This window comes from Brucella tritici (assembly GCF_008932285.1).
GTDB classification, from domain to species: Bacteria; Pseudomonadota; Alphaproteobacteria; order Rhizobiales; family Rhizobiaceae; genus Brucella; species Brucella tritici.
Genome location: NZ_WBVY01000006.1, coordinates 17140 through 32476, shown reverse-complemented (window position 1 = coordinate 32476; position 15337 = coordinate 17140). Strand labels below are relative to the sequence as shown.

Genomic DNA, 15337 nt, shown 5'->3' with positions numbered 1-15337 from the left:
TCACTTCGCGTCGAGCAACCGTTCGGCAATTTTCGCAGCCAGCTTTTCAGCCACCTCGCCTTTGCTCATTTCCGGCCATTCCTCGATGCCGGTCCGGCTTAGAATGCGGACATGATTACGGTCGCCACCCATGACGCTGCTGCCATCCGGAGCATGCGATACATCGTTGGCGACGATCCAGTCCGCGCCTTTCTTTTCAAGCTTGCGCAGCGCGTTTTCAGCCACGTCCTGCGTTTCCGCTGCAAAGCCGACGACGAGGCCGGGGCGCTTGTCGCTATGGCCGACACCGGCCAGAATGTCCGGGTTCTCAACCATGGCAAGCGTCGGAGCGCTTTCACCGGGTTTCTTCTTGATCTTCTGTCCGGCTTCATTGGCCGTTCGCCAATCGGCAACCGCCGCGACCATGATTGCCGCATCGGCAGGCAGATGTCGCTCTACAGCCGCCTGCATTTCCCGCGCCGTCTCGACATGAATGACATCGACGCCGTCCGGGTCACGAATGGTTACAGGGCCGGACACCAGATGCACCGTAGCGCCGAGACGCGCCAGTGCTGCCGCGATGGCATGACCCTGCTTGCCCGACGAACGATTGGCAATGTAACGAACCGGGTCGATCGGCTCGTGCGTGGGGCCGGACGTCATGACAATGGTTTTGCCTGCAAGCGGCTTTGCCTGTGGTGCCAGAAGGGTCTCGATCGCCGCGACAATCGCCAGCGGTTCGCTCATGCGTCCCGTTCCCGCTTCGCCGCTTTCCGCCATCTCGCCCTTCTCCGGGCCAATGAAGCGAACGCCGTCCTTTTCAAGCGTCAGGCGGTTGCGTCGGGTCGCCGGGTTGTCCCACATAGCCGGGTTCATGGCAGGCGCAATCAGAACCGGAACCTTGCGCGCCAGCAGCACGGCACTGGCCAGATCGTCAGCAAGACCATTGGCCATCTTGGCCATCAGATCGGCGGTCGCAGGCGCAACCACGATCAGATCGGCATCGCGCGCAAGCCGGATATGCCCGACATCCTGCTCATCCTCGCGCGAAAAAAGATCGGTAAAGACATGATCGGCAGAAACTGCGCCAATGGTCAGTGGTGTTACAAATTGCTGCGCCGCAGCCGTCATCAATGGGCGCACATGCACTCCACGTTCACGCAGACGACGGATGAGGTCCGGCGTCTTATAGGCGGCTATGCCACCACCGATGATAAGAAGAATGCGTTTTCCGGCCAGTGAAACCACTGCACCGGGAGACACTGCAACAGCCTGTGGAGCTATATCCTGTCCGGCCAGCAGAATGCGCGCTTCCTCTTCCATGGAGCGCCCGTTCTGTGCCGCCCTGATACGCAGCCGTTCCTTGGCGTCATCGTCGAGATTACGGATGGTAATACTGGCCATTTGATTGCACCTGCTTGTTACAAGTGCAATCATTGAAATCACTTTAAAAGGTAGATGTCACCTTAAAAGTGACTTAGAGCCCAAGATATAGCTTGATCGCTATCGCCGCGAGCGAGATCGCAATCACCACCTGCGCGATGCGACCCCAGCGCGAATGCTTGGCTTCGGCGCGACCGATAGCCTCCGCTGTCGCCTCGTCGAAACGCAAGCCCTTGGCGGCCATGTTGTCCAGCGCAACGGAAACACGCTCGACACGCGCCACAAGTTCCGGCGTCTTGCGCGTGAAATGCAGCAGCGAATAAGCACTGTCCTTCGCGTCGAGAAGCATGCCTTGCGGCCCGAGGTTCTTGGCGATCCAGTCGCCGACGACCGGCTCCGCAGCTTTCCACATATTGAAATGCGGATCGAGCGTGCGCGACACACCTTCAACCACAACCATGGTTTTCTGGAGCATCAGGAGTTCCGGCCGGGTCTCCATGTCGAAAAGCTCGGTCACTTCGAACAGCAGCGTCAGAAGCTTGGCCATGGAAATAGTTTCGGCAGGCTGTCCGTGGATAGGTTCGCCGATGGCGCGAATGGCCTGCGCAAAGCTTGCCACATCATGCGTGTGCGGCACATAGCCTGCCTCGAAATGCACTTCTGCCACGCGCATGTAGTCGCGGGTAATGAAGCCATAGAGAATTTCGGCGAGGAAGCGCCGCTGCTGCTTGTTGAGCCGCCCGGTGATACCGAAATCAACCGCAACAATCAGCCCCTGATGATCGACGAACAGGTTGCCCGGATGCATGTCGGCATGGAAAAAGCCATCGCGCAGCGTATGGCGCAAGAAGGACTGGATCAGCGTTTCTGCAAGCTTCTTGAGATTGAAACCCGCGGCTTCAAGCGCCGAAACATCGGACATTTTGATGCCATCGATCCATTCGAGCGTCAGCACATCGCGACCTGTACGTTCCCAATCGACATTGGGAACGCGGAAACCCGCATCGTCCTTGATGTTCTCGGCGATCTCGGAAAGTGCCGCCGCTTCCAGACGGAGATCCATCTCGATACGGGTGGTCTGCTGCAAGGTCTCGACAACCTGCACCGGGCGCAGGCGGCGCGTGAAGGGAACGTGACGCTCCTGCATGCGCGCAACCATGTAGAAGCCTTCAAGGTCACGGGCAAAGCGGTGGCGAACGCCCGGACGAATGACCTTGACCGCCACTTTCTGGCGTGACCCGTCCTTCATGATTTCGGCTGGATGAACCTGCGCCATCGACGCTGCCGCTATCGGCGCATCGAAATGCAGGTAAAGATCGTCAATCTTGCGACCAAGCGACCCTTCGATAGCGGAAACCGCGTCGGCCTGCGGGAAGAAATCGAGCCTGTCCTGCAAAAGTTCGAGATCGGCAGCAACATCGCGACCGACAATATCGGGCCGCGTCGCCAGAAACTGGCCGAGCTTCACATAGGACGGACCCAGCTTGTTCATGGCCCGCGACATGCGTTCGGAACGCTGCATGTGGCGTGCGCGCGGACGCGCCAGAATGCCTGCAATCTTGTGCCCGAATGCCGGGAGGCCGGAAAGCCCCTCGACGGGAAGCGCACTGATGACGCCCTCGCGCGTCAATATCCATCCGGCCCGCATCAGCCGGAAAGCAGCGGAAAGATTGCTCATGCCTCGACGCCCCGTTTCTGACCCCAATTCATCACAGGCACAATCAAAGCTTCCAGCCGGAATGAAGCGCGGCAATGCCGCCAGTGAAATTGCGATAGCTCACACGCTCGAACCCGGCCTTCTCGATCATCGCGGCAAAATCCTGCTGCTTGGGGAATTTGCGGATCGATTCAACCAGATAGCTGTAGGAATCGGCATCGCCGGTAATCATCTTGCCGATGCGCGGAATGGCGTGGAACGACCACTGGTCGTAGACCTTGTCTAGAACGGGCAGTTCAACTTCTGAAAATTCGAGGCAGAGGAAACGACCGCCCGGCTTCAGCACGCGATAGGCTTCGGACAGCGCCTTGTCGATATGCGGAACATTGCGAATGCCGAACGAAATCGTATAAGCATCGAAGTTCGCATCTTCAAATGGCAGCTCTTCGGCACTGGCTTCAACAAATTCGAGATTGTCGGCAAGGCCCTTCTTGATCGCCCGTTCACGCCCCACGCCAAGCATCGAGCCATTGATATCGAGAATGGTGACGTGAGCCTGACGACCGGAAGCCTCGACAATGCGGAAGGCGATATCGCCGGTGCCGCCTGCAACATCAAGCGAGGTCCAGCCGGGACGCTTCGATGGCGCCAGCCATGCGATCATCGCATCTTTCCAGACGCGGTGCATGCCCGCCGACATGAGATCGTTCATCACGTCGTACTTGCTGGCGACCTTATGGAAAACGTCGTTGACCAGGCCCTGCTTTTCGTTTTCATCAACCGCCTTGAAGCCGAATGAATGCTCCATGCCACCTTGTGCGCCCACGCGGTCCGCATTGCCGTTCTGCTGGCTCATAGCTCATCCTGCTTTTGAATATTAAGACGAAAACGATTTCCGTAATGCATATAAAGCTTGTGCTGGACGATACAAGCAGAGACCGCCCTCCACTACCCCTTTTGTGAAGGGACCTTGCGAACCGTCTTGCGTTAGCGTTTAAAAATGGCCAAAGAGACATAAAACTGTGCGTGCGCGCTCGACACGCGTTTTCTCCGGCGCAAACTGCCGCTAAAGTCAAAAAGATAACAAGAAAAGTGGAAAGATCATGGGCGTTACAGTCGTCAGCCATCCGCTTGTCCAGCACAAGCTCACCATCATGCGCAAGAAGGAAACGTCCACAGCCAGCTTTCGGCGGCTGCTGAAGGAAATATCGCTGTTGCTCTGCTATGAAGTGACGCGCGATCTCGAACTGACCACCATGCCGATCGAAACCCCGTTGATGCCAATGGATGCACCGGTGCTCGAAGGTAAGAAGCTTGTCTTCGCCTCGATCCTGCGCGCAGGCAATGGCCTTCTGGAAGGCATGCTCGATCTGGTGCCCGCCGCGCGCGTCGCCCATATCGGCCTTTATCGCGATCACGACACGCTGCAGCCGGTCGAATATTACTTCAAGGCCCCGGAAGACATCGTCAACCGCCTCATCATCGTGGTCGACCCGATGCTGGCCACCGGGCACTCGGCAATTGCAGCCATCGACAAGCTGAAGGAACGCGGCGCGACCAATATCCGCTTCCTCTGCCTGCTGGCGGCTCCGGAAGGCATCAAGCGCTTTACCGAAGCCCATCCGGATGTCGACGTGTTCACGGCTTCCATCGACGAACGCCTCGACGAAAAGGGCTATATCGTTCCTGGTCTCGGCGATGCCGGCGACCGTATGTACGGTACGAAGTAAGCCCCAGTGCGCATCCCGAAAAGTGTGAAGCGGTTTTCGGGCCAGATGCGCGCTAAAATAAACAACGCAGAGCGGCCCGCGCCTGCTATCATGCCTGGAAACGGGGGCAGTATGGCGCGGGTTTTTACGATCCTTCTGGTATTTGCGGGACTGGCAATTGCCTTCCCGCTTCTGTTTGAAAAATTCGGGCAACAGCCGGAATCCGGTTCAAACACATCAGCGACAGCTTCAACTGTTCCGTCGCAAACCCCCACCGCCTATAGCGGACGCCGCATGCAGATCGCGCCGGACAGTCGCGGCCATTTCATCACAGACATAAAAATTGCCGGGCAATACCTTCGCGCAATGGTCGATACGGGGGCGAGCGTGGTTGCGATCAACACAAACGCCGCGCGGCGCATCGGCCTGTCGCTCAAACCCGACGATTTCAAATATCGCGTCTCGACCGCCAATGGTGAGACTGTCGCTGCGTCCGCCATCCTGCCAAGCATCGAAATCGGGCGCATTCGGATGGAGAATGTGGAGACCATGGTTCTTCGTGACGACGCCCTGTCCGATACGCTCCTCGGCATGAGCTTTCTGAAGCGTCTGCGTCATTATGAAGTTTCAAACGGCGTGCTCGTGCTGACGCAATGATGTGATACCGTACTTCCGATATGGATCAAAAGCGGCTAAACCCGCTGACCACCGACGCCCAAATACTAATGGAAGCCAGCCATGACACCGGACCAGCGCCTGACCGAGCTCGAAATTCGCGTAGCCGAACAGGAAAAGACGATCGACGAGTTGTCATCCGTTCTGGCCGAACAATGGAAAACGATTGACCAGCTTTCCAAAAAGCTCGGCGCATTGACCGACCGCTTTCTGGAACTGGAAGAACAGACCGCTCCGGACGTCCCGGTCACCAAACCGCCGCACTGGTAACACCATGCTTCAGATCGTCTCCCTCGCCGACCGCCCTGACCTTATACCGGTCTGCGCCGCATGGAACCATGCGGAATGGGGTGAGTTTACCGGCTCGTCACTCGCACAGACCGCCGAGGCGTTTAGCGATATTTCCCGTGAAGACGATGGGCAGGTGGCGCGAGTCGCGCTCTGGAACGGGCAACCCGCCGGCCTTGCCCTTCTGATCCACAGCGATCTGGAAACACATCCGCATCTGAAGCCGTGGGTGGCAAGTGTTTTTGTCGCACCTGACTGTCGCGGCAAAGGCATTGCCAGAAGTCTTGTCGGCGCAATCGAGGATGCCGCACGGGAACTCGGCTATGCGGAAGCCTATCTTTACACCGACAAGCCCGACCTTTACCGCCGGATCGGCTGGAGCGATTTCGAGCATCTGGAAGGCGACTATGCCGGGATGCTGATCCTGGAAAAGAAAATCGCGCGGTAAAGACCGCGCGATTTGCCATTATACGCTAGAGCATGTCTCCCGAAAGTGAGAACCGGTTTCGGGATAAAGACATGCGTAAAAACAAACAGATAGAGCATTTCCAATGATTCAATCAAAACAGGAAATGCTCTAGGTTTGATCTACTATCTCTGAGCGAGCGGGATCGGACAGCTCACGCCAGTGCCGCGCAATCCGCAATAACCGTTCGGGTTCTTCGCCAGATATTGCTGGTGGTAGTCTTCAGCATAATAGAGCTCCGGCGCATCCTCGATCTCGGTCGTGATTGGACCGAGACCGCGAGCGGCAAGCGCTTGCGAATAGGCTTCCCGGCTCTTTTCCGCCACGTCACGATCAGTCTTGTCGAAAGTATAGATGACCGAACGATAGGTCGTGCCAATATCGTTGCCCTGCCGCATGCCCTGCGTCGGATCGTGCTCTTCCCAGAAAAGAGTCAGCAATTCATCAAGACTCACGACCTTCGGGTCATAGACGACCAGCACAACTTCCGCATGACCGGTGAAGCCCGTGCAGGTTTCCTCATAAGTCGGGTTGGGCGTAGCCCCGCCCGCATAACCGACAGCTGTTACATACACGCCTGGCACCTGCCAGAACAGGCGCTCGGCGCCCCAGAAACAGCCCATCCCGAACAGAACCTGCTTGTAACCTTCCGGCCACGGTCCTTTCAGCGGGCGACCATTGACGAAGTGGGTCGCGGATGTCGGGATCGGTTGTGTGCGTCCCGGCAAAGCTTCGTCCTTCGAAGGCATCTGTGTCTTCTTGCGATAGCCGTCCAAGAAACTCATAGTATCCACCTCCTGATTATCGAGCGGTGAAGCGTCCCAGAGGGCGCTCCCGACGATGACCGATTGCATAGAATAAAAGGGCGAGAATGCCGAACAGAAGCCAGCCCGGCTGCTCAAGCAAAGGGATGCAGACGGCATTCCAGACTCCTGCCCCTATATAGTGCGTCATGAAGGTTTCTGCATCGGCCAATGTTTCAGGCGCGTTACGCGACCACATGGACAAAAGCGGCTTTGCAATGAACTGCGACGCGCCGACGGACCGCGCGCCGTCAAGAACCGCGAAAATCACCGCGAAAGCCAGAAAAACAACCGCAAAACTACGCAATACAAATCGGATCACGATTCTCTGCCCCGGATTTCCTACCCTGATTTCGGTGTCGGTTTTGAGTCCGATCACCCGAAGATTTGTCTTTTTGATGTTGCTAAAGCATAGCACACAGAACCCGTCAGGCTCAAAGCCAGGCTGAAACACAATTGCTCGATCTAAATAAACGCAATGGTTTCAGATAGTTATTTCGTAAATATCGTTCTTTGCACAGGCTCGTCGATTTAGACGCAAAAACTTGCAAATAGCTGTTGAACATATGCATTTTCTGGCTATATTCGCGCCGCACCCGCTAGTTGGCGATTAACCAGCGCCTGTTTCGAAAAGCGGTGTCACGTTTGCAGTCAGTTTTCACCGTGAGACACGGTTTCCCGACAGCAAGGCAGACGGAGAGGTGGCCGAGTGGTTGAAGGCGCACGCCTGGAACGCGTGTATACGGGAAACCGTATCGAGGGTTCGAATCCCTCTCTCTCCGCCATTTAATTTTCCAACAACAGATGCGAGTTACCTCTTTCAAGACGGTAAACCGGTTACCACCCCCGCACCTCAGGCAACAAAAAGCCGGAGGTTTGTGCCTCCGGCTGTTGTTTTTAGTTCAGGCCTTCTTCCTTGAACGCCCTTTGCACATTCGGGCGAGCCAAAACACGCTCGCGCAGCTTCAGCGCCTTCGGATAAGCGCTCAAATCGAGCTTGAGGCCGACGCCCCACCCGATGATGACAGAAGCATAGGCGTCTGCCTGCGTAAAATCATCGCCAAGCCAGTAGGCATTCTTATCCGACAGCATGGCTTCGAACTGCCCCATACGCCGGTTGATGTTGGCGATGACGCCCGCCTTGGCTTCATCAGTCAGGTTAGGTGCAAACAGGCCACCAAAAGCCGAATGCAGATCCGAGCAGAAGCCCAGCGCTTCCTGCAGGCGTGCGCGTTCCATCGTCCCATAGGCGGGTTTGAACGCCGCAACGTCGGAATGGTCGCCGATATATTGGAGGATTGCCGCATTCTGGGTGATAACAGTGCCGGGCTTTAATTCCAGCGCCGGAACCGCGCCGCGCGGATTGACCGCGAAATAGTCGCCACCATCCGCCGTCTTCTTGGCCTTGAGGTCCACGGCTTCCAGTTCATAAGGCAGGCCAGCTTCGCTCAGAATGATGTGGGGTGCGAGCGAGCAAGCACCAACCTTGTAATAAAGCTTCATAGAAATCTCCCATCGGTTTCGATGAAAGATTTCTACCAATTCTGGTGTGCCTCGCAAGGAATTGGGATCACAATTCTTTGTGTAACCCCATCATTCGAAAAATCATCCGCCGACGGACGATTCATCAGAAAAGCGATGCGATCCGCGCGGGCTTCGATGACTGCATTCGCGTTACGACAGCCATCTTGTTGAACTCGCCACGCTTGAAGGCACGCAGGAAACGCGGATAGTCCTTGAATACCACGCAGCCATTGGAATCGCCGCGGCGTCCCAGCATGAAAGTATGCGCCAGAAGACCATCGCGATTATAGCGGTTGTTGCCGTCGACAGGCGTGAGGCGGATCGCCTCCACGCCGTGGAACAGCGCCTCGCGCATGCGCAGATCATAGGTGTGAGGCGGCGTGGGTCCCCGGTTCTTCTGGTTTACGTAGCGCGGATTATCGCGCATCGGGCCGAGACCCGAATGGGCTTCAAGGCGCTCGCCGCTCGGCAGGTACACAGTGGCTGCGGAAATGTCGTAGATAGCAACCTTGCTGCGCGCGGCCTGATTGAAAAGCGGGCTGAACAGACCGGGGCGCGGCTCTTCGGTTGCACCGCTTTCCGGCGCATAGGCAAGCTCGGTCTTCTCATGCATGCGGGAACGGCGCAGCGAAGGCTTAGCGCCGGGCAGCGGCACATCATCGGGCAGGAATGCGTCTTGGGTGGCTTCGTCCTCTGCGGCCATATCCGTCTTCTGATCCGGAGCGAGCTGCGGAACGGGAACGGCATTGCCGGTGGGAAGGTGTGCCTGCTTTTCGGCGGCATCCATTTCTTCGGCTTGCGAAAGCGGATCGATCTTGTTGAAGGCTGCCGTTGCGTCCGGCGCAGAAGGCACTGGCGCATAGGCGACCACAGTCGTACCGGCTTCTGCAGCAGGTTGCTCTGGCTGAACACTCGCCACAACGGGCTCTTCGCGACGGACGCGATCAGCACGCAATTCGATGAGAGATGCCGTATCGACAGGCTTGTCCTCGATTACGGAATCTGGACCGATATCGGCGATAATCGGCTCATCGCTCGTGTTTCTGGCCCGGCGCCAATCGAGATTGGAATAGGCGGTATCGGTGGTATAGGCATCGATAAAGCCTTGTCTGATGCGGCGCGACGGCGCGATTTTGTGATCGACGACAGCAAGCGCCTGCGGTGTGGTCAGGGAAACGCGGCGCATGATCGGTGCAACAGGTGCAAAGGCTGGCACGACCGTTTCCAGCGTACCGAGCGCAGTCATCATCCAGCTTCCTGCCACAAGGCCCGTCGCGGCAAACACCGCAACGCGCGTAAATCCCTTGAAACCGAATGGAAGCCTGATGCCATTGCTGCGCGGAGCCGCGTAGCCATACACTTCTGTTACACACGCCATGATACAAAATCCGAGTGGAAATCAACTTTCACGGCACCGCCTTGCATGTCAGTTCGGCAAAAAGACGAGCAAGACATGGCAAGGCGGTGACTGGAAGGTCATCTCCAGCATCGCCAATTATGGTAACCAAATCCTTTACGTGATGAAGAAATCCGGTTCAGCTTGTCTCCGAAGCCGGATCAGGCAGTCAGAAGATACGCGCCCTGCTTGGCGCTCGGGAACTCAAGTCCCTCAACAGCAACGCGGTTGCGTCCGCGATTTTTGACCCGCATCAGAGCAAGATCGGCACGTGCCGCCGTTTCCCACAAAGTTTCGCCGCCGCGCACCATGGCAATACCGAAACTGCATGTCATTTGGCGATCCACGGGCAGCATCGGAAAACTGTAATGGGCGACGCGTCCGCAGAGCCTGTTGCCCAGTCTCTCGCATGTTTCGGCATCGCCCTGCACCAGCATAACGAACTCCTCGCCACCGACGCGTCCGACAATCGTCGAACTTGCTACCGTCATTTCCAGGATACGGGCGAACTCGACCAGAACCTGATCGCCGGTCGCATGGCCCAGATCGTCATTGATCAACTTGAAGTGATCTATATCCGCGATGATGACCCCATAATCACCGCGCTGGGCCTCAGCCAGGCGCAGCTGGGCGTGGCGCTCAAGGCCGCGACGATTGAAAACACCGGTCAGTGGATCGGAGTCCCGCTCCGCCTGCAATTCCTTCACCACATCGGAAGTCGTCACGACCAGAAGCACAAGCCCGGCAAAGACACCCGCAAAGGCGCCGAATATCATAATGCCCTGCCAATAGCGCGAATGTATCAACTCGGACGGCCGTGCAATTTCAGGGGAAAGCCTCAACGCCATTCCAGCCTGCACATAGAAATGCACCGTCAACAACAACAATGCGCCGAACAGCACGCGCTCTATCCAGCTTCGGCGTGCGAGATCACGCGCCTGAATACAAAGAACAGCTACCAGGCTGCCCAGAGTCAGTTGGACCGCAGGCGCAATTCGAGCATAGCCCGTATCATTTGCAATGAAGTAGATCATTGCTCCCAGAAGTGCGAGGCCGATCAGGCCCGATGCAAGGTGGGAGTAATGCTTGCCCATCCGGATCATCACACCTTCGCAGAGCAGCCAGCCACCCATAAAATGGAACGTCGTGGCAATAGGCGAAGTCAGGGGCAGGCTGTCCGAGATCAACGATATCGGAACCAGAAGCCCGAAAGCAAAGCTGGCAAAGCTCAGACCGAAAAGTAAAAGATGCCTGCGCTTCGTGTCGAGCATCCAGATGCCCAACATCGTCGCAGCAAACAGCAATACTACCAGCGGCGGCACAAACTTCACGAACAGGCCCTAAATCGGTTGAAAATGAGAATGCGAAAACGCTATTTCGAATTGAACCTGATGTGCAATTACAAACCAGGATCAAAGTCAAGTTGTTAGCTTGCAATATTGATGAGCATTAAATCCTAAAGTAGCAATACAGAGAATAAGCGATTGCTAAAAATAAATTGAAAACAACACCATTCGGCGAAAACCTCGTTTCACGCAGTTTTTACCTTGAGATTTATCCCCAGAAGCTTTTCGGCAATCATACGGCCGATGGGAATGGAAGACGTCGCCGCCGGTGACGGTGCGTTACAAACATGCAGCATTCTCTCCGTTTCCTTGAAGAGGAAATCATGCACCAATGTGCCATCATCAAGAACGGCTTGCGCCCGTATTCCGGCGCCCGGCGCGCCAAGATCGGCAAGCTCCAGCGTCGGACAATATTTGCGGCACTCCTTCAGATAGCGCGCGCGAGATGCGGAATTGCTGAACTCGGATAATGCCGAGCGCCAGTTCTTCACCGCCATCTTCCAGAAGCCAGGAAAGGTCGACATATCCGCGACATCGCCTGCACGGAAACTGCCTTTGTCGTAGCCTTCGCGCGAAAAGCCCAGAACGGCATTCGGACCGACCGTGACGCCACCGTCGATCGTTCGCGTCAGATGGATGCCGAGAAATGGCAGGTCGGGATCAGGGATCGGATAAATCAGATGCTTGACGATATTCGCCTTCGATTGCGGCAAGGTGTAGTACTCACCGCGAAACGGCACGATGCGATGGCTGATATCCAGCCCGGCAAGACGCGCGATGCGGTCTGACTGCAGGCCAGCACAGGCAACCAGCCTGGAAGCGCGCACGGTTTCACCCTTCGCCGTTACCGTAACACCCTTGCCATCCTCCCGGATTGCCGTAACCGGCGCATTAAGCCGCACGACACCGCCGCGTTCCATGATTTCCGCAGCCATCGCCCGCGATATTTTCGCATAGTCAACAATGCCTGTCGCCGGAACGAGCAATGCACCGAGCCCGGCAACCGCAGGCTCAACCTTGCGCAACGCCTGCTGGTCCACATGCTGGAAGGTGATGTCGTTCTGGATTGCGCGCTTGGCGAGCGCCTCCATGCGTTCAACCTCCTGCGAAGAGGTCGCGACCAGAAGCTTGCCGCATGTTTCGAAAGGAATGGAATATTGCCTGCAAAAGGCTTTCGTGGCCTCGGCACCTGCCCGGCACAGTTGCGCCTTCAATGAACCCGGCTGGTAATAGATACCGGCATGGATGACGCCGCTATTGTGTCCCGTCTGGTGGCGCGCGAAATCGCTTTCCTTCTCCAGCAGGATGATCCTTGCGCCCGACTCCGCTTCCTGCATAGCTTTTGCTGTCGCGAGCCCGACAATGCCACCGCCGATAACGCAATAATCATAATCTGCCACGAAGTCCCCTCCTCATGCCCTTTCCCGGCGCAAGCGCCCTGCCTTGCTAGCACTCGACAGGATCATTACCTGTTACTTATACGAATGCGGCCTTGGTTACAGCACCGCAAAATGGCATTCTTTGTCAAACCCGTTCCCCCATGCGGAGAAGTTCCATGCGCCATCAGTTCGACCTTTTTGCTCTTTCCCCAGCGGAAGGAGAGGAACGGGCAGAACTGCGCTCTGCCCGTGCCAAACCCGGCAAGACGACCGGCATCGATGAAGCGGAGATGGTGAAGAGACTGAAGGATAGCGGGCGTTACCGCATCTTGCAGCGGCTCGATCCACCACCGACAGTACCGGATGCTGACCGGATCGCCTTTCCGCGACTGGGCGTCGTCGTCGACACCGAAACAACCGGCCTCAATCCCGCACAGGAAGAAATCATCGAGATCGGTGCAGTTGCCTTCCGCTATGCGGACGACGGCTCCATCGGCGATGTCTGCGCGACGTTCGGCGCGCTACAACAACCCTCCAAGCCGATCCCCGCCGACATCACCCGCATCACCGGCATTACCGACGAGATGGTGAAAGGCCAGACGATCCCGCGCGAAAAGCTGGACGCACTCATCGCCGAAACCGATATTATCATTGCGCACAATGCAGGTTTCGACCGCCCGTTTCTCGAGCGTTTCTCAATCGCTTTCGCCAACAAGCCTTGGGCCTGTTCGGTCAAGGAGATCGACTGGACCGCACGTGGTTTTGAAGGCACCAAGCTTGGCTACCTGATCGGCCAGAGCGGCTATTTCCACAACGGACATCGGGCCGAAGATGACTGTCAGGCCCTGCTCGCGGTGCTGAAGGAGCAGTCGGGCGAAACCACGCCCTTTGCCGAATTGCTGAAGGCAAGCCAGCGCGCGCGGATGCGCATCTATGCTGAAAACAGCCCCTTCGAAATGAAGGACCACCTGAAGTCACGCGGCTATCGCTGGTCGGATGGCACCGATGGACGCCCGAAATCATGGTGGACGGAAATCGGCGAAGAGGATCTCGAAACCGAACTCGAATATCTACGCACCGAGATTTATGGATGGCGCGATGCCGATCCGCTGATCCAGAAGCTCACCGCCATGGACCGTTACAAGGAACGTGCGCCGCTTCGCCCGAAGAAATAAAAAGGCCGCATCTGCAGCCTTTCTTTTTGCAGCGCGTGTGATTCCGTCAATGGGTAGCCGAAAATGGTGGCGTTCGAGAACCGGAGCGGAGTGTACTTTAGGGTACATGAGCACCGGAAGCGCAGAGCGCTGCCATTTGCAGGCAGCCAGAGGCGGAATCTAGAGGACTGGCCAGGGACGTTGCACAGGCCGCATCTCTTCATAGGCCCGTGCCAACTGCAACACGCCAAGATCATCGAAACGCTGACCGAAAATCTGCAAGCCGATGGGCAAGCCCTTTGCCGTATAACCGCAATTGATCGAAATTGCTGGCTGTTCCGACATGTTCATCGCCACGGTAAAGGCGATATGTTCGAACGGACGCTGCGGATCGTTGACCGGTGATGCCCATTCCGCCGGATAGGTCGGCATGGGTGACGTCGGCGAAATGATGAAATCGAAGCCCCTGGAAGCTGCAAGCGCGGCGTTGCGCATGGCGTCCATCTGGGCAAAGCCGAGATAGACTTCCTCGCCGGAAAGCCCTTCCGCCGTCTCGGTCCATTGATAGATATAAGGCAGGATCTTCGCACGGTTTTCCGGCGTCATCTTCTTGATGTCCGACCATGAACGCGCACGCCAGAAGCGATCCAGACCGTCGATCATGGTGCGGTTCACGAACGGCCCCACCGGCTCGATGATTGCACCGGCATCCGCAAAAAGCTTTGCAGCTGCTTCCACGGCGGCACGGGTTTCATCCCCCGTCGGCTCGCCGAAACCGGCATCGAGCCACAGACCGATCTTCAGGCCCTTGACGTCGATGTTGAGGTTCATCCAGTCGATATCCTGCGGGGGCAGGCTCATGCCGTCGCGGCGATCCGGTCTCGACAGAACCGACATATAAAGCGCGCTATCGGCTACCGTGCGGGTCATCGGCCCGGCAACGCGACCAAGGAATGGCGGATCGATCGGAATACGTCCGAAGGACGGCTTCAGACCGACAAGACCGCACCAGCCGGCAGGCAGGCGGATGGAGCCGCCAATGTCGGTGCCAATGTGCAACGGGCCGTAACCGGCTGCACCGGCGCTGCCCGCACCGGCACTCGAACCGCCCGGATTGGTGTTGAGGTCCCACGGGTTGCGCGCAAGCTTATGAAAGCTCGACAGGCCCGACGACAACATGCCGAGATCAGGCATGGTCGTCTTGGCGAGCAGCACGCCGCCAGCCTCGCGGGTACGCGCCGCAGGCGGTGCGTCGGCGCTAGCAGGCTTCAGCGGCAGCGCCGCGCAACCAAGCGGAACGGCCGTCCCTTCGGTCGCGATATTCTCCTTGATCGTCAGTGGCACACCATCAATAGGCCCGGCGGGCTCACCCTTCGCCCAGCGTGCTTCCGAAGCCTTGGCCGCCGCCCGTGCCGCATCCGGATCGTAAGCCCAAAGCGCATTGAGCTTCGGCTCATAGGCGTCGATGCGGGTGATGACAGCTTCCGTGACCTCGACCGGCGAAAGCGACTTCGCCTTATAGGCGACCACGAGTTCGACGGCTGACAAATCGGCTAGATTCGACATTGGATATTTCCT

At 57.3% G+C, this 15337-nt stretch carries 15 protein-coding genes and 1 tRNA gene; 6 read left to right on the top strand and 10 right to left on the bottom strand.

What is annotated here, in order from left to right:
- The 3 genes from coaBC to ubiE all read right to left on the bottom strand — a co-directional run bounded on the left by coaBC (window position 1) and on the right by ubiE (window position 3875).
- Window positions 1-1383 carry a bifunctional phosphopantothenoylcysteine decarboxylase/phosphopantothenate--cysteine ligase CoaBC gene (gene coaBC / locus F9K94_RS20255; RefSeq protein WP_407922058.1) on the bottom strand — a complete coding sequence of 461 codons (1383 nt, stop codon included), beginning with the start codon at window positions 1381-1383 and terminating at the stop codon, window positions 1-3.
- A 73-nt stretch (window positions 1384-1456) separates the two neighbouring features.
- Window positions 1457-3040, bottom strand: coding sequence for a 2-polyprenylphenol 6-hydroxylase (gene ubiB / locus F9K94_RS20250; RefSeq protein WP_151648027.1), 1584 nt, complete (start codon window positions 3038-3040; stop codon window positions 1457-1459).
- Window positions 3041-3083: 43 nt separating this feature from the next.
- On the bottom strand, window positions 3084-3875 hold the full coding sequence (ubiE, locus tag F9K94_RS20245; RefSeq protein WP_151648025.1) for a bifunctional demethylmenaquinone methyltransferase/2-methoxy-6-polyprenyl-1,4-benzoquinol methylase UbiE: 792 nt from the start codon (window positions 3873-3875) through the stop codon (window positions 3084-3086).
- Window positions 3876-4122: 247 nt separating this feature from the next.
- Here ubiE and upp point away from each other — a divergent pair, with 247 nt between their 5' ends.
- The 4 genes from upp (at window position 4123) to F9K94_RS20225 (ending at window position 6139) form a co-directional block, all read left to right on the top strand.
- Window positions 4123-4749, top strand: a complete 627-nt coding sequence (upp, locus tag F9K94_RS20240) for a uracil phosphoribosyltransferase (RefSeq protein ID WP_006467614.1) — start codon at window positions 4123-4125, stop codon at window positions 4747-4749.
- A gap of 111 nt (window positions 4750-4860) precedes the next feature.
- On the top strand, window positions 4861-5385 hold the full coding sequence (locus F9K94_RS20235; RefSeq protein ID WP_151648023.1) for a retropepsin-like aspartic protease family protein: 525 nt from the start codon (window positions 4861-4863) through the stop codon (window positions 5383-5385).
- Between the two features lie 81 nt (window positions 5386-5466).
- The gene (locus F9K94_RS20230; RefSeq protein ID WP_021587137.1) at window positions 5467-5673 is read left to right on the top strand and encodes a SlyX family protein; all 207 of its coding nucleotides are present in this window, start codon (window positions 5467-5469) and stop codon (window positions 5671-5673) included.
- Between the two features lie 4 nt (window positions 5674-5677).
- Entirely contained in the window at window positions 5678-6139 is a 462-nt protein-coding gene (locus F9K94_RS20225; RefSeq protein ID WP_061345566.1) for a GNAT family N-acetyltransferase, read from the top strand.
- Window positions 6140-6282: 143 nt separating this feature from the next.
- On the opposite strand, the gene msrA is transcribed toward F9K94_RS20225, so the two are convergent.
- Together msrA and F9K94_RS20215 are read right to left on the bottom strand one after the other, a co-directional pair.
- Window positions 6283-6942 carry a peptide-methionine (S)-S-oxide reductase MsrA gene (msrA, locus tag F9K94_RS20220; protein ID WP_151648021.1) on the bottom strand — a complete coding sequence of 220 codons (660 nt, stop codon included), beginning with the start codon at window positions 6940-6942 and terminating at the stop codon, window positions 6283-6285.
- A 16-nt stretch (window positions 6943-6958) separates the two neighbouring features.
- On the bottom strand, window positions 6959-7282 hold the full coding sequence (locus F9K94_RS20215; RefSeq protein ID WP_061345564.1) for a hypothetical protein: 324 nt from the start codon (window positions 7280-7282) through the stop codon (window positions 6959-6961).
- A gap of 373 nt (window positions 7283-7655) precedes the next feature.
- Between F9K94_RS20215 and F9K94_RS20210 the strand changes: the two genes are divergently transcribed.
- Window positions 7656-7745 (top strand) — tRNA-Ser (locus F9K94_RS20210).
- A 112-nt stretch (window positions 7746-7857) separates the two neighbouring features.
- On the opposite strand, the gene gst is transcribed toward F9K94_RS20210, so the two are convergent.
- From gst to lhgO, 4 genes are all read right to left on the bottom strand, one after another.
- On the bottom strand, window positions 7858-8463 hold the full coding sequence (gene gst, locus F9K94_RS20205; protein WP_151648019.1) for a glutathione transferase: 606 nt from the start codon (window positions 8461-8463) through the stop codon (window positions 7858-7860).
- A gap of 124 nt (window positions 8464-8587) precedes the next feature.
- Window positions 8588-9862, bottom strand: coding sequence for a DUF2778 domain-containing protein (locus tag F9K94_RS20200; protein WP_151648017.1), 1275 nt, complete (start codon window positions 9860-9862; stop codon window positions 8588-8590).
- 179 nt (window positions 9863-10041) lie between these two features.
- Entirely contained in the window at window positions 10042-11211 is a 1170-nt protein-coding gene (locus tag F9K94_RS20195) for a GGDEF domain-containing protein (protein WP_192799542.1), read from the bottom strand.
- Between the two features lie 200 nt (window positions 11212-11411).
- Window positions 11412-12626, bottom strand: a complete 1215-nt coding sequence (gene lhgO, locus F9K94_RS20190) for an L-2-hydroxyglutarate oxidase (protein ID WP_151648015.1) — start codon at window positions 12624-12626, stop codon at window positions 11412-11414.
- Between the two features lie 155 nt (window positions 12627-12781).
- Here lhgO and F9K94_RS20185 point away from each other — a divergent pair, with 155 nt between their 5' ends.
- Entirely contained in the window at window positions 12782-13780 is a 999-nt protein-coding gene (locus F9K94_RS20185; protein WP_151648013.1) for a 3'-5' exonuclease, read from the top strand.
- Between the two features lie 159 nt (window positions 13781-13939).
- On the opposite strand, the gene F9K94_RS20180 is transcribed toward F9K94_RS20185, so the two are convergent.
- On the bottom strand, window positions 13940-15325 hold the full coding sequence (locus F9K94_RS20180; protein WP_151648011.1) for an amidase: 1386 nt from the start codon (window positions 15323-15325) through the stop codon (window positions 13940-13942).
- Window positions 15326-15337 lie beyond the last annotated feature (12 nt).

Bases quoted from the DNA above. Each gene is read 5' to 3' on its own strand.
- coaBC (WP_407922058.1), bottom strand. From the start codon at position 1,383: ATGGCCAGTATTACCATCCGTAATCTCGACGATGACGCCAAGGAACGG.
- ubiB (WP_151648027.1), bottom strand. From the start codon at position 3,040: ATGAGCAATCTTTCCGCTGCTTTCCGGCTGATGCGGGCCGGATGGATA.
- ubiE (WP_151648025.1), bottom strand. From the start codon at position 3,875: ATGAGCCAGCAGAACGGCAATGCGGACCGCGTGGGCGCACAAGGTGGC.
- upp (WP_006467614.1), top strand. From the start codon at position 4,123: ATGGGCGTTACAGTCGTCAGCCATCCGCTTGTCCAGCACAAGCTCACC.
- F9K94_RS20235 (WP_151648023.1), top strand. From the start codon at position 4,861: ATGGCGCGGGTTTTTACGATCCTTCTGGTATTTGCGGGACTGGCAATT.
- F9K94_RS20230 (WP_021587137.1), top strand. From the start codon at position 5,467: ATGACACCGGACCAGCGCCTGACCGAGCTCGAAATTCGCGTAGCCGAA.
- F9K94_RS20225 (WP_061345566.1), top strand. From the start codon at position 5,678: ATGCTTCAGATCGTCTCCCTCGCCGACCGCCCTGACCTTATACCGGTC.
- msrA (WP_151648021.1), bottom strand. From the start codon at position 6,942: ATGAGTTTCTTGGACGGCTATCGCAAGAAGACACAGATGCCTTCGAAG.
- gst (WP_151648019.1), bottom strand. From the start codon at position 8,463: ATGAAGCTTTATTACAAGGTTGGTGCTTGCTCGCTCGCACCCCACATC.
- F9K94_RS20200 (WP_151648017.1), bottom strand. From the start codon at position 9,862: ATGGCGTGTGTAACAGAAGTGTATGGCTACGCGGCTCCGCGCAGCAAT.
- F9K94_RS20185 (WP_151648013.1), top strand. From the start codon at position 12,782: ATGCGCCATCAGTTCGACCTTTTTGCTCTTTCCCCAGCGGAAGGAGAG.
- F9K94_RS20180 (WP_151648011.1), bottom strand. From the start codon at position 15,325: ATGTCGAATCTAGCCGATTTGTCAGCCGTCGAACTCGTGGTCGCCTAT.